Raw genomic sequence first — 15537 nt, forward strand, 5'->3', positions numbered from 1 at the left:
TGCCTTCCCATAAGAAATAATCCAAAATTACTGAGGAGGAAACACAATGAAAAAGAAATTGCTGGTTGCTGCTATTATGGCGGCCATGACTCTTTCCGCTTCCGCTGTTTTCGCTGCCACTCCGATTAATTTCTCCGGCGACGGTTACTTGCAATACAATAATACACAAGGGGATACGGGCGGCAATAATGGTTTCGACAGCCGGATCCGCCTGAATATTGACGGGACTGTTGACAATGTCCTGAATGTTCACGTTCGGGCAAAAACGCTTACAGACCTTTCAACTTCTTATGTTGGTTCTGAAAATGGCCAAGTACAATTCGACCAGGCTTGGGTAGGCGGAAAATTGGACAATGTTGATTTGAAAGCCGGTAAAATGTCACTCTACTCCGGTAAAGGCCTGTTGATGGATGACGATGGCTTCAACGGTATTCAGGCCGGTGCTGCTTTGGACGGCGTGCAACTAAACGGATTTTATGGTAAAGATAGCGGCAGAGTCAAAACCAATATAGCAGAAATGAAAACCGCTTTCGGCGATGTAAATTTTGGCGCCAACTATATGGAATATGGTGCTGATCATTACTATGGCTTAAATGCCGATACCAAAGTTGGCGACGCAGTCCTGAATGTTGAATATGTAAAAAATACGACTACCAGTGATAACGGTTATATGGCCGGTGTAACCATGGGGAATTATACCGTTTCCTACCGTGATATTGAACCGACGGCTATTGACGTGCATACCACCAACACCAACTACATTGATTCCAAAGGCTTCAAAGTGGCTGCACGCTATGGCTTGAGTAAGAACTCCAGCATTACTCTCTATCAGGATTTTGCCAAACATCATGACGGATCTGGAAATCATGAACGTACTAACGTAGAATACGATTATAATTTCTAACCTTACTGAATTAAATTTTGTCCCAATTAAGACGGCCCGGCAAAGGGTCGTCTTAATTTTTAACAAAATTTTCAACGCATGAAAGCAGTGTTTGAAGCCATTCTATAAATGGGTGCCAAATAATCTAAAAAGGGAGGTTTTGCGTAATGTCAAGGAGTAGAAAACCTGTAAATCCCTCTGCACAACAGGCACTTGACCGCCTGAAAGAAGAAACGGCAAGCGAACTTGGTTTAAAAGACTACAAAAACACCTACAAAGGTGCTTTGACCTCAGCCGATAATGGCCGGGTCGGTGGTCATATGGTACGTAAAATGATCGAATCTCAGGAACAGCAGTTTTCTGGCGGCACCACCGGAACCATGAGTGCCACTAATACTACCACCAATAGTATTACTAACAGTTATCAGCAAGGGAAGACCTTAACTTCCCAATATGATGCCAATAGGAAACCGTAACTTGCTGAGAGCAGGCCGTAAGGTCTGCTCTCCTGGCATTTTCTTAGAAAATTTTGTTAAAGTTAGCTATTTTGGCAGATTATAAACAGGAAATACTATGATCGAGCCAGAAATAATAAAACATTCTAGTGAAAACTATTTACTAAAAGGAGGACCTTTGTGGAAGCGGTACTAATAAAGAATTTTGCTCAGCATATCGGCAAGGAAGTCACAGTGCAAGGATGGCTGTATAATAAGCGGTCTTCGGGTAAAATTTTGTTTTTGATTGTCCGGGATGGTTCGGGCTTAGTACAAGGCGTACTGGTTAAACAGGAAATTGGCGAGGACTTGTTTGCGTTGGGAAAACAATTGACCCAGGAAAGTTCTGTAAGGTTGACCGGGATTGTTAAAGAAGAGCCCAGGTCGGTCGGCGGCTATGAAATGCAGATTACAGGTTTGGAGGTAATCTGCATTGCCGAGGAATATCCGATTACCCACAAAGAACACGGCGTTGACTTTTTAGCTGACCGGCGCCATTTATGGATTCGCGCGCCGCGGCAGATGGCGATTTTGCGCATTCGTTCGGAGATTGAACATGCGTTGCGTCAATTTTTTTACGAGCGCGATTTTGTTCTTGCCGATGCGCCGATTATGACACCGGCAGCCTGTGAGGGAACCACGACGTTATTTGAACTGGATTATCACGGGGAAAAAGCCTATTTATCCCAAAGCGGCCAATTATACAACGAAGCAACGGCTATGGCCCTGGGGCGAATTTATTGTTTTGGGCCTACTTTCCGGGCGGAAAAATCAAAAACCAGGCGTCACTTGATGGAATTTTGGATGATTGAAGCGGAAATGGCTTATTTGGATATGAATGATAATATGCAGTTGCAGGAAGAAATGATCACTTATGTGATTCAGAGAGTAGTAGACCGCTGCGCACGGGAATTAAAAATCCTCGACCGGGACGTAGAAAAACTAAAAGCAATAAAATTGCCTTTCCCGCGGATTAGTTATACGGAAGCGGTTGAAATTCTCAAGCAGGCAGGCGAAGAGTTTGTGTGGGGCGATGATTTTGGCGCTCCCCATGAAACCATTATTTCCAGTCATTTTAATGCGCCGGTTTTTGTTCATCGTTATCCTACGGAGATTAAAGCTTTTTATATGAAACCCGACCCGGAAGACCCGCGGGTCGTATTAGGAGCCGATTTGCTGGCCCCGGAAGGCTACGGAGAAATTATTGGCGGCGGTCAGCGTATTGACGACTTAGCGCTTTTGCAGGCACGGATTGCGGAGCATAAATTACCGGAAGAAGCATTTGCCTGGTACCTGGATTTAAGAAGATATGGATCGGTGCCGCATTCCGGTTTTGGTTTGGGGCTGGAGCGTACCGTAGCCTGGCTTTGCGGTTTGGAACATATCCGGGAGACCATCCCGTTCCCGAGGATGCTGCATAAAATGTATCCTTAAGATAATAAAAGACTAGGGCGGCTTATAAAATTGTATTGCGGTTCCGCAAGTAAAGGCAGGAGGATAGAGTATGATGTTTAGTTTGGCTGCATCCCATGCCAAGGGAAAATTGGCCACGGATAAAATTTTTGGCGCCAGCGCTGCGGCCGGAAAAGCTGTGGCGCAATATGGAAAAGAGAACGTGGTTAATGCTACGATAGGAGCTATTTTAGACGATCAGGAGAGGCTGATTTGTCTCCCGACTGTAGAGACGGTTTATCGCGGCATTCCCATGAATGAGGTAATTAATTATGCGCCCATCGCCGGGTTGCCAGATTTTTTAGAAGCAGCCGTTGATGTTTGCTGCGGGTCCCACCGTCCGGATGCATACATAAGAGCCGTTGCTACTGCCGGCGGTTCGGGTGTGATTCACCATGCCATATGGAACTATTCTGAGATTGGCGATACGGTATTAACTGCCGACTGGTATTGGGGGCCATATAAAGTCCTTTGTGAGGATGCCTTGCGTAAACTGGATACCTATGCCCTGTTTGACGAACAGCAAGCGTTTAATGTGGCCGCTTTTGAAACGAAAGTAAAATCTCTGTTAAGCAAACAGGACAGTTTGTTGATCATTATTAATACCCCGGCCCATAATCCCACCGGGTACAGTCTTACCGACGCGGAATGGGACAGTGTCCTGAATGTTTGCAAAGATAGTGCCAAAGTCGGTAGCAAGCGGATTGTTGTTCTGGTGGATGTGGCCTATATGGATTATGCCGGTGAAAAAGACGCCTGCCGTTCTTTTCTAAGAAAATTTGGTGGATTGCCGCAGAATATCCTGACTGTTTTGGCTTTCAGCATGTCAAAAGGTTATACTATGTATGGACAGCGTACCGGCGCCATGATCGGCGTATCCTCCAGTCAGGATGTGATCAGGGAATTCGAAGCAATTAACCAGTATACCAGCCGGGCTACCTGGTCCAATATTAACCGCGGCTGTATGCGGTTGCTGGCAACGATTCATCAGGATAAACTTCTTTCGGCGCAACTGGAACAGGAACGGGAAGTTCTATACCGGATGATCCGGGACCGGGCGGAAATTTTCATGGCAGAAGCCAGCAATGTAGAGCTCAAGATGCTTCCCTATGTGGCCGGATTTTTCTTGTCGGTTCCGGCTAAGAACACCGATGCGGTTTGTGATGAATTGCATAACGATAATATTTTCGCCGTACCTTTGGCCAAAGGGGTCCGTATTGCAGTTTGTGCCGTGCCGGCTTTGAAAATTAAGGGAATGGCCGCAAAAGTGAAACGGGCAATCGACATAGTAGAAAATGGCTAGTTAATAACAGACTCTGCCGGAAAAACTATTTTCGGGAGGGTGATTGATATGGGACGTCGTCGTCAGAATTTTATTGATGATTCGATTATGGAATTTCCCCGCGGCGGTTTTTGGGCAATTCATTTTATCGGAGCTGTATTGCTGTTTTTCATGGGTATGCGCTTTGCGGTTCGACGTGCACCGTTTCCCATGGTTGCGTACCGGTTTTTACGCATGTTGACACATCATTGACCGGCGAAAAGGGTGAACATTTTAAGTTCACTCTTTTCGCATTTTATGGTATAGTAGGTGAGGGTTACATTGTACCCACATTTCGCATCCTGAACTTATGCGACAAAGGACTGCGAAAAATGGGACTGATTGACAGGAGGTAATTATGTTTCATTTGAAACCGAAGGAAGAAAAATTTTTCGAACTGTTTTCACAAAGTACCCGCCTGGCGCGTAAAAGTGCCTACATATTGAAGGACATTATGGATGATCATACCAAGCTGGCCGAGCAGGTTGAAGTGATTTCTGATTTGGAACATGAAGCGGATGAACTGAACGACGCCATTATTGACAGATTAAATCAGACCTTTATAACGCCGCTTGACCGGGAAGATATTTTTGCAATCGCCACAATGCTTGATGATGTGGTTGACTTTGTACAGGGCACCATGGAGCGAATGGTACTTTATCATACCGGCAAACCTTCTAACGGGGCGGCTGAATTAGCCAGGCTGATTGCCGATTGTACGGAAGAGTTGGTAAAAGCTTTTGATCTGCTAAGAAACATTCAGGGGAACCAGCATAAAATCCTGGACCATACGCGAAAAATCGTCGTACTCGAAAGTGAAGGTGACCGTATTTACCGTAAGGAAGTTGCCAATTTATTTACCAGTTGTCCCGATCCGATTGAAATTATTAAGTGGAAGGAAATTTTGGAACACTTGGAGGACGCTCTTGACCATTGTGAAAATATTGCCGACTTGCTGCGGGGCGTGGTTATGAAATATGCCTGATATTTTAATGATTGTGGTTATTATTTGTTCCTTATCGTTTGATTATATTAACGGGTTTCATGATACCGCCAACGCAATCGCCACTTCTGTTTCCACCAGGGCGCTTACACCGCGCCGTGCTGTCTGGCTGGCCGCCGGGTTGAACCTGCTGGGAGCGCTTTATAGCACCGGAGTTGCGAAAACCATTGGCGGTGATATTGTAAAGTCGGCTCATTTGGTAAACGAGCATACGATTATTTCCGCCATGCTGGGGGCAATTTGCTGGAATTTGCTTACGTGGTGGTTTGGCATTCCCAGTAGTTCCTCTCACGCGCTGATCGGGGGGATTATCGGCGCTGTTATGATTAGTAAAGGCAGTGAGGCTTTAAATATCGAAGGAATTTTAAAGATTGTTGGCTCTTTAATTTTTTCTCCTGTCATCGCCATGATTACCGGTCTGATTATTATGATTGCTTTATTTTGGATTTTCGGCAGGATGGCTCCGGCTAAGCTTAATTTCCGCTTTAAAAAGATGCAGGTTTTGTCGGCGGCTATGATGTCATTTTCCCACGGTTCTAATGATGCCCAGAAGGCAATGGGGATTATAACCTTAGCTTTGGTTAGCTCCGGTTATCTTCCTACGTTTGAAGTTCCTTTCTGGGTAAAACTGGCGGCTGCTACCGCGATGGGGTGTGGGACGGCCGCCGGGGGCTGGCGGATTATCCGGACTATGGGGGGGAAAATATTTAAATTAGAGCCGATTACCGGTTTTGCCGCCGATGTAAATTCCTCTTTAGTTATTTTCGGAGCAACACTGCTTCATTTGCCGGTCAGTACTACCCACGTTGTTTCCGGCTCCATAATGGGAATCGGGTCGGCGAAACGGATCCATGCCGTTCGCTGGGGAGTAGCGCAACAGATGGTAATGGCCTGGGTATTGACCATTCCTTCCACAGCAGTCGTAAGCGCTATTATTTATAAATTAATTACGGTTATATTTTTATAATCACCGAAAACCGGGTATTAGCGGGATACAAGCCTGCCGATACCCGCTTATTTTTTCCCTTTTTATGCCAAATCCAGCCTCAAACCCCAATATCTAACATCCAATATCCAATTTCAACACCAAATCCCAATTACTAAACCGGCCGGTTTCCTTTTGGGCTCATTTACGTATATAATAAAGATGTGGAGGTGCATTTATGCAAAAAATGATAACAGTTCATTTTGCCAATGGTATGGAACAGCAATATGCCGCCGGAACTACCTTGTTGGAAATTAGCCGCCATATGGCCGGTGCATTCAGCTCACCCATCGTGGTTGCCTTGGTTAATAACGAATACAAGGATCTCCAGGTAGATATACAGGACGACTGCAATGTTGATTTTCTTGATTTGAATACCGATCCGGGTATGAAGGTATACCAGCGCAGTTTGTGTTTTGTTATGATTACAGCCGTTTGCGAATTGTTTCCGTCGGGCGAGGTGACAGTAGAGCATTCCCTTGATAAAGGCCTGTATTGTGAGCTTTATCTGGGAAGAAAAGTGACAGCGGAAGATGTGAGACATATAGAGCAGCGGGTAAAGGAAATCGTAGCGGAAAAACGCCCGCTTGTGCGCAAGGTGTTGCCGATTCAAGAAGCAATTGAGCTTTTTGAAGCAACCGGACGGGAGAGAAAGGTGAAACTGCTGCGGCGGTTAAACCGTGATAAAGTCAGTATTTATTATTGCGGGGATGTTTGTGACTATTTTTATGGTAATATGGTTCCCCATGCGGGTTATTTGCCGATTTTTGAACTTAGTTATTATCCGCCGGGATTCATTTTACGTTTCCCGACGAAAGAGAATGTTCATTCCTTGCCGCCATTTAAAGACCAGCCCAAATTGGCACAGATTTTTAGCGAAGCGGAACAATGGGGGGAAATTCTTGATTGCGGCTATGTTGGAAATTTAAATGAACACATCGAAAAGAATAATATTAAAGACTTGATTCGGGTTGCCGAAGCATTGCATGAAAAAAAGCTGGCCCAGATTGCCGATTTTATATCGGAGCATCGCAAAACAGCCCGGCTGATTCTAGTGTCCGGCCCGTCTTCGTCCGGTAAGACGACCTTTGCCCAGCGTTTGCGGATTCAGTTAAGGGTAAACGGAATGCGCCCGGTCCCTATTTCGCTGGATGATTATTTTGTTAATCGTGAATATACGCCGCGGGACGAAACAGGAGCCTTTGATTTCGAAGCCATTGAAGCCATTGATTTAAAATTATTTAATGAACATATTACCCGTCTATTAAGCGGTGAGCCTGTTGAGTTGCCAAGCTTTAATTTTGCAACCGGTCAGCGGGAATACCGGGGAAACGTGATTCAGATCGATAAGGAGCAACCCTTGATTATTGAAGGAATCCACGGCCTGAATGAACGTCTTACCCAGTCCGTTTCCCGGGATTATAAAGTTAAAATTTACGTTAGTGCTTTGACCCAGTTGTCTATTGACCGTCATAACCGGATTCCGACAACCGACGCCAGATTGATCCGGCGTATTGTCAGAGACAATCAGTTTCGCGGGTATGATGCGCTGAGAACTTTGTTCCTGTGGCCTTCTGTACGGCGGGGAGAAGAAAAGAATATCTTTCCTTTCCAGGAAGAAGCGGATATGATGTTTAATTCCGCCTTGATTTATGAGTTAGCGGTATTAAAAAAATATGCCCAGCCGCTGCTGGAGAAAATTGGGTCCGACCGGCCCGAATATGCGGAAGCCAGACGGATGTTGAATTTCCTCGAGTATTTTATGTGCGCCGATGATTCGGAAGTTCCACCTAATTCGATTTTGCGCGAGTTTATCGGTCAATCTTGTTTTTATTAAGAAAAGGAAGCAAAGCAAAATCCCCGGTCAGACGGCCGGGGATTTTGCTTTTTAAAAGGCTTTGGAAAACTAGTCCGAAGTTAACGGTTGGCGGCGAAGAATTTTAAGGCTACATCAGGGAATAAAGCATAAGAAAGAATATCTTCGACCGAAGCATTGGGATATCCCTTGTCGGCCAGTTCGCGGCGAAAAGAATCCATTTGGTAAGGGATGTCGTCGGCCGGCCGGTGTTCAATAAATTCTGCATTACCGATAATAGACTGGCGGAATCCAGGATCAATCGGGGCCGGAGTACGGCCGTATTTGCCGCGAACTAAATCTTTTACTTCGTGGGGAACCATTTTATAGCGGCCCAGCATTACATTGAACGCGGCCATAGAGCCTACGATCTGACTGGTCGGCGTAACCAGCGGGGGATAGCCCAGTTCCGCTCTGATGCGTGGCATTTCTTCAATCAGCTCGGGGAATTTGTCGGCCATACCCTGTTCTTTCATTTGATTAAGCAGGTTGGATAGCATACCGCCCGGTATTTGGAAAGAGAGAACTTTCGTATCAATGTCGATGTTGGTATTCAGTTTGAACGTTTCGGCAATTTCTTTTTTAACGGCACGAAAATGGTCGGCAATCGGAAAAAGACGAGTTTTGTCGATCCCCGTATCGCGTTCATGACCTTCCAGGGTGGCAACCATGGCCTCGGTAGCCGGCTGGGAAGTTCCCAGGGCAAAAGGGGAAAGAGCACAGTCAATGATGTCTACACCGGCTTCAATGGCTTTTAAATAAGTCATTGAAGCCATGCCGCTGGTGTAATGAGTATGAAGGTTGATAGGGACCTTAATTTCCGCTTTCAATGTTTTTACAAGGTCGTAAGCTTTGTAGGGAGTCAACAAGCCGGCCATATCTTTAATGCAGATTGAATCAGTTCCCAGGGATACCAGGTCTTTAGCAACCTTTACAAACGACTCATTGCTGTGATAGGGACTGATCGTGTACACGAAAGCGCCTTGTACATGAACTCCGGCTTCTTTGGCTGCTTTCATGGCTATTTCCAGGTTGCGCACATCATTAAGAGCATCAAAAATACGGATAACCCCGACACCGTTGTCGGCGGCCCGTTTTATAAATTCGGCTACCACATCGTCGGCATAATGATTGTATCCAAGCACGTTTTGACCACGCAACAGCATTTGAATCGGCGTTTTTTTCAAGTGTTTCTTTATAACACGGAGACGCTCCCAAGGATCTTCATTCAGATAACGGAGACAGCTGTCGAAGGTTGCTCCACCCCAGGCTTCCAAGGCGAAATAACCGACATTATCCAATTGTTCAAGCATTGGCTGCATATCGGAGGTGCGCATACGGGTTGCGGCCAGCGATTGGTGACCATCCCGCAAGACAGTTTCTACAATTTTGACCGGTTTATTATTGGACATGACAAGTTTCCTCCTCACACTATTTGGACAATAATAATCAAACTATATAGGAAAGAATTCTGCTTGGCAATATTTTGTTTTTAAATTTCATTTTGTTTACGGTTGTTTTAATTTTCGTGCCAGCAGTACAGCCATCGGACTTTCCCCGGTTAGGGCTGGTACTTCGTTGTTATGTCCGAGACGGGTTAAAATGGAGTAGACCTGGGGATTTTCCACCGGTGTATGAGCAGGAGCCAAATCCCCATACTGATTGACATTTTGCGTACCCGCTTCCGGCGTTAGAAGACGCCCCGGTCCCCCGACGCAACCTCCTTTGCAGGCCATTCCTTCTATAAAATTGGCCTCTAAATGACCATTCTTGATTTGATCCAGCACCTTCTGGCAGTCGGGAATTCCATCGGCTTGAATCGGCGTAAAGCTTTGGGCGCGCCGGGGAACCAGTTTGGCAAGGGTGGTACCGACGGCGGCACTGACCCCACCGGTACGGGCATAGACCCTGCCACCCCAGGAAGCAACAGCATTTTCCGCGTCGGGTTCTTCCTCCGGCCGAACTCCAGCTGCTTCCAGGATCGCTTTCAACTCCTGAAAAGTCAGTACAAAATCAATTGCTCCCGCCAGTTCCGGCAGCAGAGCCTCGGTTTTCTTAGCTACACAGGGACCAATAAAAACGACTTTTGCCTCCGGCTCCAGGGTTTTAATCACTCTGCCGGAAGCTACCATCGGTGATACGGAAGGTGAAATATGAGATATTAGTTCGGGAAATTTATTTTCAATTAATTTGATCCACACCGGGCAACAGCAACTGGTAATCATGAAGTCGTCCGCCGTTTTAACGTGATCATCGAATTCAAAAGCTTCTTTCATGGTGACTAGGTCTGCATACAAGGCGGTTTCCAACATATCAGTGAAGCCCAGCTTCAAGAGTGCCGAACGGAATTTACCGGCCGTTACACCGGGACCAAACTGCCCGGCGAAAGCCGGTGCGACCGAAGCGTATACAGGCTGCTCTTTTTGGCGCAGCAATTGGATTAAGGGAACGAACTGAGATTTGTCAGCCAATGCGCCGAAGGAACATACCTGGACACAGTGCCCGTCGCCAAGACACTTGGCAGGATCAATCTTGGTCCGGCCGGACTCGTCGTGATAAATTGCGCCGGAAAGACAGGCCTTCTCGCAGGCCCGGTCTTCCGGCGGACACAAGGCGCAGGCCGAAGGGTCAATGGTGATGACGGAGCCGTCTTCCAGTCCCATCAACGCTTCTTCATCATGTTCCTGAATCACGGTATCGGAATCATGGGGGGGTAATCCCATCGCAAGCCGGATCTGATTGGCAATTTGACGGCGCGTGGTGCGATCCTGAAATTCCTGATGGACTAAGCGGCATATTTCCTCGCGGCGTTCAAATAAATTTCCTTCCCACGCCGCTTTGGCAACCTGATAAAGGATACGCGGCCGGATATTAAGCGATTTTTGCTGATCGGTCATAAGAATACCACCTTGTCAAAAATTAAATTCAATGTATGACTATATTTGCCATATTTAGCGCTTTTCCTGTTGTAATTAGCATTTTTTATTATTCTGGCAATCGAAGCGGTTTTTATCCTGCCGTTTCGACACCATGGCGGTATGTTTTTTATTCGTCGGTGCATGCTAGAAATAAGGAGGATTTCGCATGGAGATGATTTGTCCACTCTGCAACGGACTGGAACAAGTAGGCGAGATATGTCCCGGTTGTGGTCAAAAGATGACCGATGGTGGCGCATTGCGCAATTATGCCGGCCCGTATGCACCGTATACGGAGGCAGTGGAGCGGAACCGCTGTTTTTGTATTCACTTGCTTTATTGTTCTTATTGCCATTACGATAAACGAAAAGCCTGGACAATGATTGTTAAATAGAATATTCGTGGATAAATACGGGGCAAGTAAGAGATAATTAAGGTATCAATAATAGTGGAGGTGAACCTCAGTATGTCCAATCCGACAGTCAAGTGTACGGTGGATCAATGTACCCATTATATGCCGGGTGATCAATGCATGGCGGCCAAGATCGGCGTTTACAACGATGAAATTGCCGGCGAATCCACTGCCAGGTCCGATACACAATGCAAATCGTTCCACCTTAACAGCGGCATTGGCGATATGGTGGGGGGGCTGCATAACGCCAATATTAGCGGTACCTTAAAAGCGGCTTTTATGGATGGCAAGCAAATTACACCGGCGGTGGAATGCTATGTGAATTACTGTAAATATTGGGATCAAGGCAATTATTGCAATGCAAGGGAGATTCATATTGCCGGACCAAATGCGGCCAAAACGCCGGATACTAATTGCAATACATTTGAAGCAGAATAAAGCAGGCAAAGACCGGAAGCATTAGCTTCCGGTCTTTGCTGTAACGGGGATAATCTTTCAGGAATATAATAGGTTAAAGGAATGGAACCCAAACAGAAAGGAATGCAGTAAATATTTGAGGAATAATAAGCAAAGATCTCCTTTCAGCTGGGTTAATGCTGATGGTGACAGCCGCAATCGCAGTGGTCAGGATGAGGGTCTTTTCTAACAGCGTCTAATTGGGCTCTGACCTGTTCTTTAATGTTGTCAATATAAATTCGCCGCAATCGTGCCTGTTCGTCTTGCTCTTCTGCCGATAACCCAGCGGTTTTCTGCTTGCGGGCCAATTCGTTAATCCGGTTTATCAGTTCAGGGGTAATTGGTGTACTCATAGTATCCTCCTAAGCTTCCTATATAAGAAAGACCTAAAGGGTCTTTGAAATGGAAGGAAAGTATTTTACTGTTCGATATTTAGAAGAAAAGCACATTATATTTAGAAACAGCCCGAAAAGTTATACTTTCCTATCCCATGAAAAAAATACTATCAAATTACAAGTCAATATGCAAGTACAAGAGCTGCGCGGAAAGATTGACTGACTCTAAAAGAAAGGATGAGCGGATATGCATGAACTTGTAATTATCGGCGGCGGGCCGGCAGGAATGACAGCTGCGGTTTATGCCGCCAGAAAAAAAATAGATACCTTGCTTTTAACGAAGGAATTCGGGGGTCAACCCATGTGGACCGCCGAAATTGAAAACTATATGGGATATCAATTTATTACCGGGCCGGAATTAATGGCCAAATTTGAGGAACAGGTCCGGCGCTTTTCCATAAAAATCCAATACAGTGAAGTAACCGGGTTGATGTTGAATGGGGATGGAACTTTCCGGATACTAAGTGACGAAGGCGAGTTTCAAAGCCAGACTGTAATTGTTGCCTCCGGCAAACGTCCCCGGCGTCTGGATGTGCCCGGCGAAAAAGAGTTTACCGGCCGGGGAGTCAGTTATTGTGCAACCTGTGACGGTCCGTTATATGACGGTAAAACCGTAGCGGTTGTTGGCAGCGGGAACTCGGCTTTACAGGCGGCCGTTGAATTAAGTTCGGTAGCGCAAAAGGTATATTTAATTGTTCGCCATGAATATCACGCCGATCCGGTTGTTGTTGATAAAATCAAGCAGGCCGGCAATATTGAATCCTTATTTGGCTACACTTCCCAGGCTATTCATGGCAGCGACAGCGTTGAAAAATTTATCCTGCGGCACGAAAGCAGCCGGGAAATAAACGAATTGGCAGTGCAGGGCGTTTTTGTGGAAGTTGGACTTATACCGAATTCGGAATATGTAGCAAATTTGGTGAATTTAAATAAACATGGGGAAATTATTGCCGACTGCCGCACCAGAACGAATGTCCCCGGTTTATTTGCTGCCGGGGATGTAACCGATGGTCCGGACAAGCAAATTGTCATTGCGGCGGGAGAGGGAGCTAAGGCCGCTTTGGTAGCGTACGAATATTTGCTTTACAAACCGTAATCGGCGGAAGAAATCAGGGGAAGATGATGTATACCGGCTCTCCCCGAGAGCCGGTATGGACGTTTTAGCACCGGGCCACCCGTATATTTTGACGTTATTTCTGCTTAATCTGTGATATTATAAATGCGAGAAATTGAAAATGGGACAAGCTAATTTGATTGTTAGGGAGGAAACAGTTTTGACGCAGTTTGATCAGTTGCGCAGCGCCGCCGAACAGGGATTAACGGTATCCGTTTTAACCCTTATTGCCGGTCAACAGGAACAGATAGGGCAAATGCTGCTGCTTTACCCCGACGGAAGGACAGAGGGCTGTTTGGCCGATGCAGCCCTGACGCAAACCGTATTGGAAACTTGCCGGAATACCAGTTGGAACGGTCCGGTCGTATTGGAATTTCAGGGCGGCTATCGCATTTTTTGGGACCGGCTAAAAAGTAAAATGAATGCGGTAATACTTGGCGGGGGCCACATTAGTCTGTTTCTGGCACAACTGTTGTCGATGATTGATTTCGAAATCACAGTTGTTGACGACCGGCCGGAATTTGCCAATACAGCCCGCTTTCCGATGGCCGGACAAGTGATTTGCGCTCCCTTTACATCCTCTTTTGAACAGATAAAAATTGATGAACAGACAGCTGTATTTATTGTTACCCGTGGTCATCGCTATGATTTAGAGTGCTTAAAAGCAACCATCGGTACAACCCCTTTTTACTGGGGAATGATTGGCAGCCGGCGGCGGATTCGCTCCATTCTGGATTTGCTGACAGAAGAAGGAACGGAACCGGCCTTGTTTAACCGGTTAAAAGCGCCGATCGGCCTCGATATTGGCAGTCAAACGCCGGCTGAAATCGCAGTCAGTGTCGTAGCCGAGGTATTATCGGTTCTGCGGGGCGCTTCTTGTATGCCCTTAAGCACGTTACCCGGGAAACGGGTTCAGTCTTCCGGGGAGGTGAAAGAATAATGGAATCCCAACTGCTTCCTTTCCTTTGTGAAGTGCAAAAGAATGATGAAAAGGCGGCGCTGGTCAGCATAATCTCAACCCGCGGCTCGACACCGCGCAAAGCGGGCTGCCAAATGCTGGTTTATCCCGACGGCCGTATTCAGGGGACCATTGGCGGCGGCTGCGGTGAAGCGGAGGTGCGGCAGCAGGCCTTGACGGGCCTGGACACGGGCCGGTCATTTCTGTATACAGTCCGTATGGTCAATGAGGCTGCTGCCCAGGATGGTATGGTATGCGGCGGCATTATGGAAGTTTTCATTCAGATCATCCAATAATCCCATTTTTCGCGTCCTCTGTCATTCGGCAATAATTCTTTTGGGAGGGTGCGAAATGCGGGAATGAAGGAGGTAAAAAGACATGACCGTTGCCGCTGAATCCGGACCGGAAATTCATATTCTTCATCAGGCTTTTAACATGGTTTCAAGCCGTTCCTATATGATTACCCTGATTGGCGGCGGCGGCAAGACCAGCTTAATGTACTATCTGGCGTACGCATCCCGGGCCATGGGACGGCGTCCTGTTACCATTACGACAACTAAATTATATTATTCCGCCGCCCCGGAGCGGCCAACATACTTCGTAAAGAACCGGACAGACTGTTTTCGCGTCTTGGCAGAAACGGAGAATAAAAATACGGTCATTACGCTGGCTGGGGGATTTGATCCGCACGATTCCCGGAAGATTACCGGCATTGATCCTCGATGGATTGACACAATACTGGAGCAGTCGGAAAATCTTGTTTGTATTGTAGAAGGGGACGGGGCGGCCGGAAAGTCACTGAAAGCCCATGCTTCTTATGAACCGGTAATTCCGTCGCGGTCGGACTGGGTTATTCCGGTAATCGGTATGGATATCATCGGTAAACCGCTGAATGAACATAATGTACATCGGGCCGAACGGTTTTCCTTTCTGACGGGTATGTCCATAGGGGATCCGGTTACGGAAAAAAGGATTGTCCGGATTCTGACTCATTCGGAAGGATATTTGCATAATTGTCCCCAAAGGGCGAAAGTAATTCCATTTCTCAATAAAGTGGAATCTCCGGAGCAAAGGGAAGCAGCGTGGCGGATCGCCGGAAAATTTTTCGCTTCCTTTTCACTGCCGGGTATCAGGCCGGAGGGAATTCTACTGGGCAGTATCCGGAATCGGCATCTGGAATATATCGACAATTTATATCTTGAACGTTAACAGGGTACTTGGTTTTTTCGGTGAAATGTGTATAATAGAGTTCAATATAATAATGTCAAACTTGGTTACGCCGTTTTATGCTATT

At 46.5% G+C, this 15537-nt stretch carries 17 protein-coding genes; 14 read left to right on the plus strand and 3 right to left on the minus strand.

The window, feature by feature from the left end:
* Positions 1-46: 46 nt before the first annotated feature.
* The 8 genes from LUCIF_RS19675 to LUCIF_RS26830 all read left to right on the plus strand — a co-directional run bounded on the left by LUCIF_RS19675 (position 47) and on the right by LUCIF_RS26830 (position 7975).
* Entirely contained in the window at positions 47-904 is an 858-nt protein-coding gene (locus LUCIF_RS19675; protein WP_122629559.1) for a hypothetical protein, read from the plus strand.
* Between the two features lie 146 nt (positions 905-1050).
* Positions 1051-1359: an alpha/beta-type small acid-soluble spore protein gene (locus LUCIF_RS19680; protein ID WP_122629560.1), complete on the plus strand. Its 309-nt coding sequence runs from the start codon at positions 1051-1053 to the stop codon at positions 1357-1359.
* Positions 1360-1518: 159 nt separating this feature from the next.
* Entirely contained in the window at positions 1519-2811 is a 1293-nt protein-coding gene (gene asnS / locus LUCIF_RS19685; RefSeq protein ID WP_122629561.1) for an asparagine--tRNA ligase, read from the plus strand.
* Between the two features lie 70 nt (positions 2812-2881).
* A complete protein-coding gene (locus LUCIF_RS19690) occupies positions 2882-4132 on the plus strand; it encodes an aminotransferase class I/II-fold pyridoxal phosphate-dependent enzyme (protein WP_122629562.1) in 1251 nt (416 codons plus the stop codon).
* A 48-nt stretch (positions 4133-4180) separates the two neighbouring features.
* On the plus strand, positions 4181-4363 hold the full coding sequence (locus tag LUCIF_RS19695) for a hypothetical protein (RefSeq protein WP_122629563.1): 183 nt from the start codon (positions 4181-4183) through the stop codon (positions 4361-4363).
* A gap of 145 nt (positions 4364-4508) precedes the next feature.
* Positions 4509-5135: a DUF47 domain-containing protein gene (locus LUCIF_RS19700; RefSeq protein WP_122629564.1), complete on the plus strand. Its 627-nt coding sequence runs from the start codon at positions 4509-4511 to the stop codon at positions 5133-5135.
* Positions 5128-6120 (plus strand): inorganic phosphate transporter, encoded by a 993-nt coding sequence (locus tag LUCIF_RS19705; protein WP_122629565.1) that lies wholly within the window; start codon positions 5128-5130, stop codon positions 6118-6120. The genes LUCIF_RS19700 and LUCIF_RS19705 overlap by 8 nt, the downstream gene beginning before the upstream one ends.
* 196 nt (positions 6121-6316) lie before the next feature.
* Positions 6317-7975, plus strand: coding sequence for a nucleoside kinase (locus tag LUCIF_RS26830; RefSeq protein WP_122629566.1), 1659 nt, complete (start codon positions 6317-6319; stop codon positions 7973-7975).
* Positions 7976-8055: 80 nt separating this feature from the next.
* Here the strand turns inward: LUCIF_RS26830 and LUCIF_RS19715 are convergent, their stop codons facing one another.
* Together LUCIF_RS19715 and LUCIF_RS19720 are read right to left on the minus strand one after the other, a co-directional pair.
* Positions 8056-9405: a pyruvate carboxylase subunit B gene (locus LUCIF_RS19715; RefSeq protein ID WP_122629567.1), complete on the minus strand. Its 1350-nt coding sequence runs from the start codon at positions 9403-9405 to the stop codon at positions 8056-8058.
* A 96-nt stretch (positions 9406-9501) separates the two neighbouring features.
* Entirely contained in the window at positions 9502-10890 is a 1389-nt protein-coding gene (locus LUCIF_RS19720; RefSeq protein WP_122629568.1) for a [Fe-Fe] hydrogenase large subunit C-terminal domain-containing protein, read from the minus strand.
* Positions 10891-11077: 187 nt separating this feature from the next.
* On the opposite strand from LUCIF_RS19720, the gene LUCIF_RS19725 reads away from it, so the two are divergent.
* Together LUCIF_RS19725 and LUCIF_RS19730 are read left to right on the plus strand one after the other, a co-directional pair.
* Entirely contained in the window at positions 11078-11302 is a 225-nt protein-coding gene (locus LUCIF_RS19725; protein WP_122629569.1) for a hypothetical protein, read from the plus strand.
* A 72-nt stretch (positions 11303-11374) separates the two neighbouring features.
* On the plus strand, positions 11375-11758 hold the full coding sequence (locus LUCIF_RS19730; RefSeq protein WP_122629570.1) for a DUF1540 domain-containing protein: 384 nt from the start codon (positions 11375-11377) through the stop codon (positions 11756-11758).
* Between the two features lie 152 nt (positions 11759-11910).
* Here the strand turns inward: LUCIF_RS19730 and LUCIF_RS19735 are convergent, their stop codons facing one another.
* Positions 11911-12129, minus strand: coding sequence for a DUF896 domain-containing protein (locus tag LUCIF_RS19735; RefSeq protein WP_122629571.1), 219 nt, complete (start codon positions 12127-12129; stop codon positions 11911-11913).
* Positions 12130-12358: 229 nt separating this feature from the next.
* On the opposite strand from LUCIF_RS19735, the gene LUCIF_RS19740 reads away from it, so the two are divergent.
* The 4 genes from LUCIF_RS19740 (at position 12359) to yqeC (ending at position 15452) form a co-directional block, all read left to right on the plus strand.
* Positions 12359-13267 (plus strand): NAD(P)/FAD-dependent oxidoreductase, encoded by a 909-nt coding sequence (locus tag LUCIF_RS19740; protein ID WP_122629572.1) that lies wholly within the window; start codon positions 12359-12361, stop codon positions 13265-13267.
* 178 nt (positions 13268-13445) lie between these two features.
* Positions 13446-14225, plus strand: a complete 780-nt coding sequence (locus LUCIF_RS19745; protein WP_165866080.1) for an XdhC family protein — start codon at positions 13446-13448, stop codon at positions 14223-14225.
* Positions 14225-14539 (plus strand): XdhC family protein, encoded by a 315-nt coding sequence (locus tag LUCIF_RS19750; RefSeq protein WP_122629574.1) that lies wholly within the window; start codon positions 14225-14227, stop codon positions 14537-14539. The genes LUCIF_RS19745 and LUCIF_RS19750 overlap by 1 nt, the downstream gene beginning before the upstream one ends.
* 82 nt (positions 14540-14621) lie before the next feature.
* Entirely contained in the window at positions 14622-15452 is an 831-nt protein-coding gene (yqeC, locus tag LUCIF_RS19755; RefSeq protein ID WP_122629575.1) for a selenium cofactor biosynthesis protein YqeC, read from the plus strand.
* The last annotated feature ends 85 nt before the right edge of the window (positions 15453-15537 follow it).

The organism is Allolucifera butyrica (genome assembly GCF_900476375.1).
Classification (GTDB): Bacteria; Bacillota; Negativicutes; order Sporomusales; family UPPP01; genus Lucifera; species Lucifera butyrica.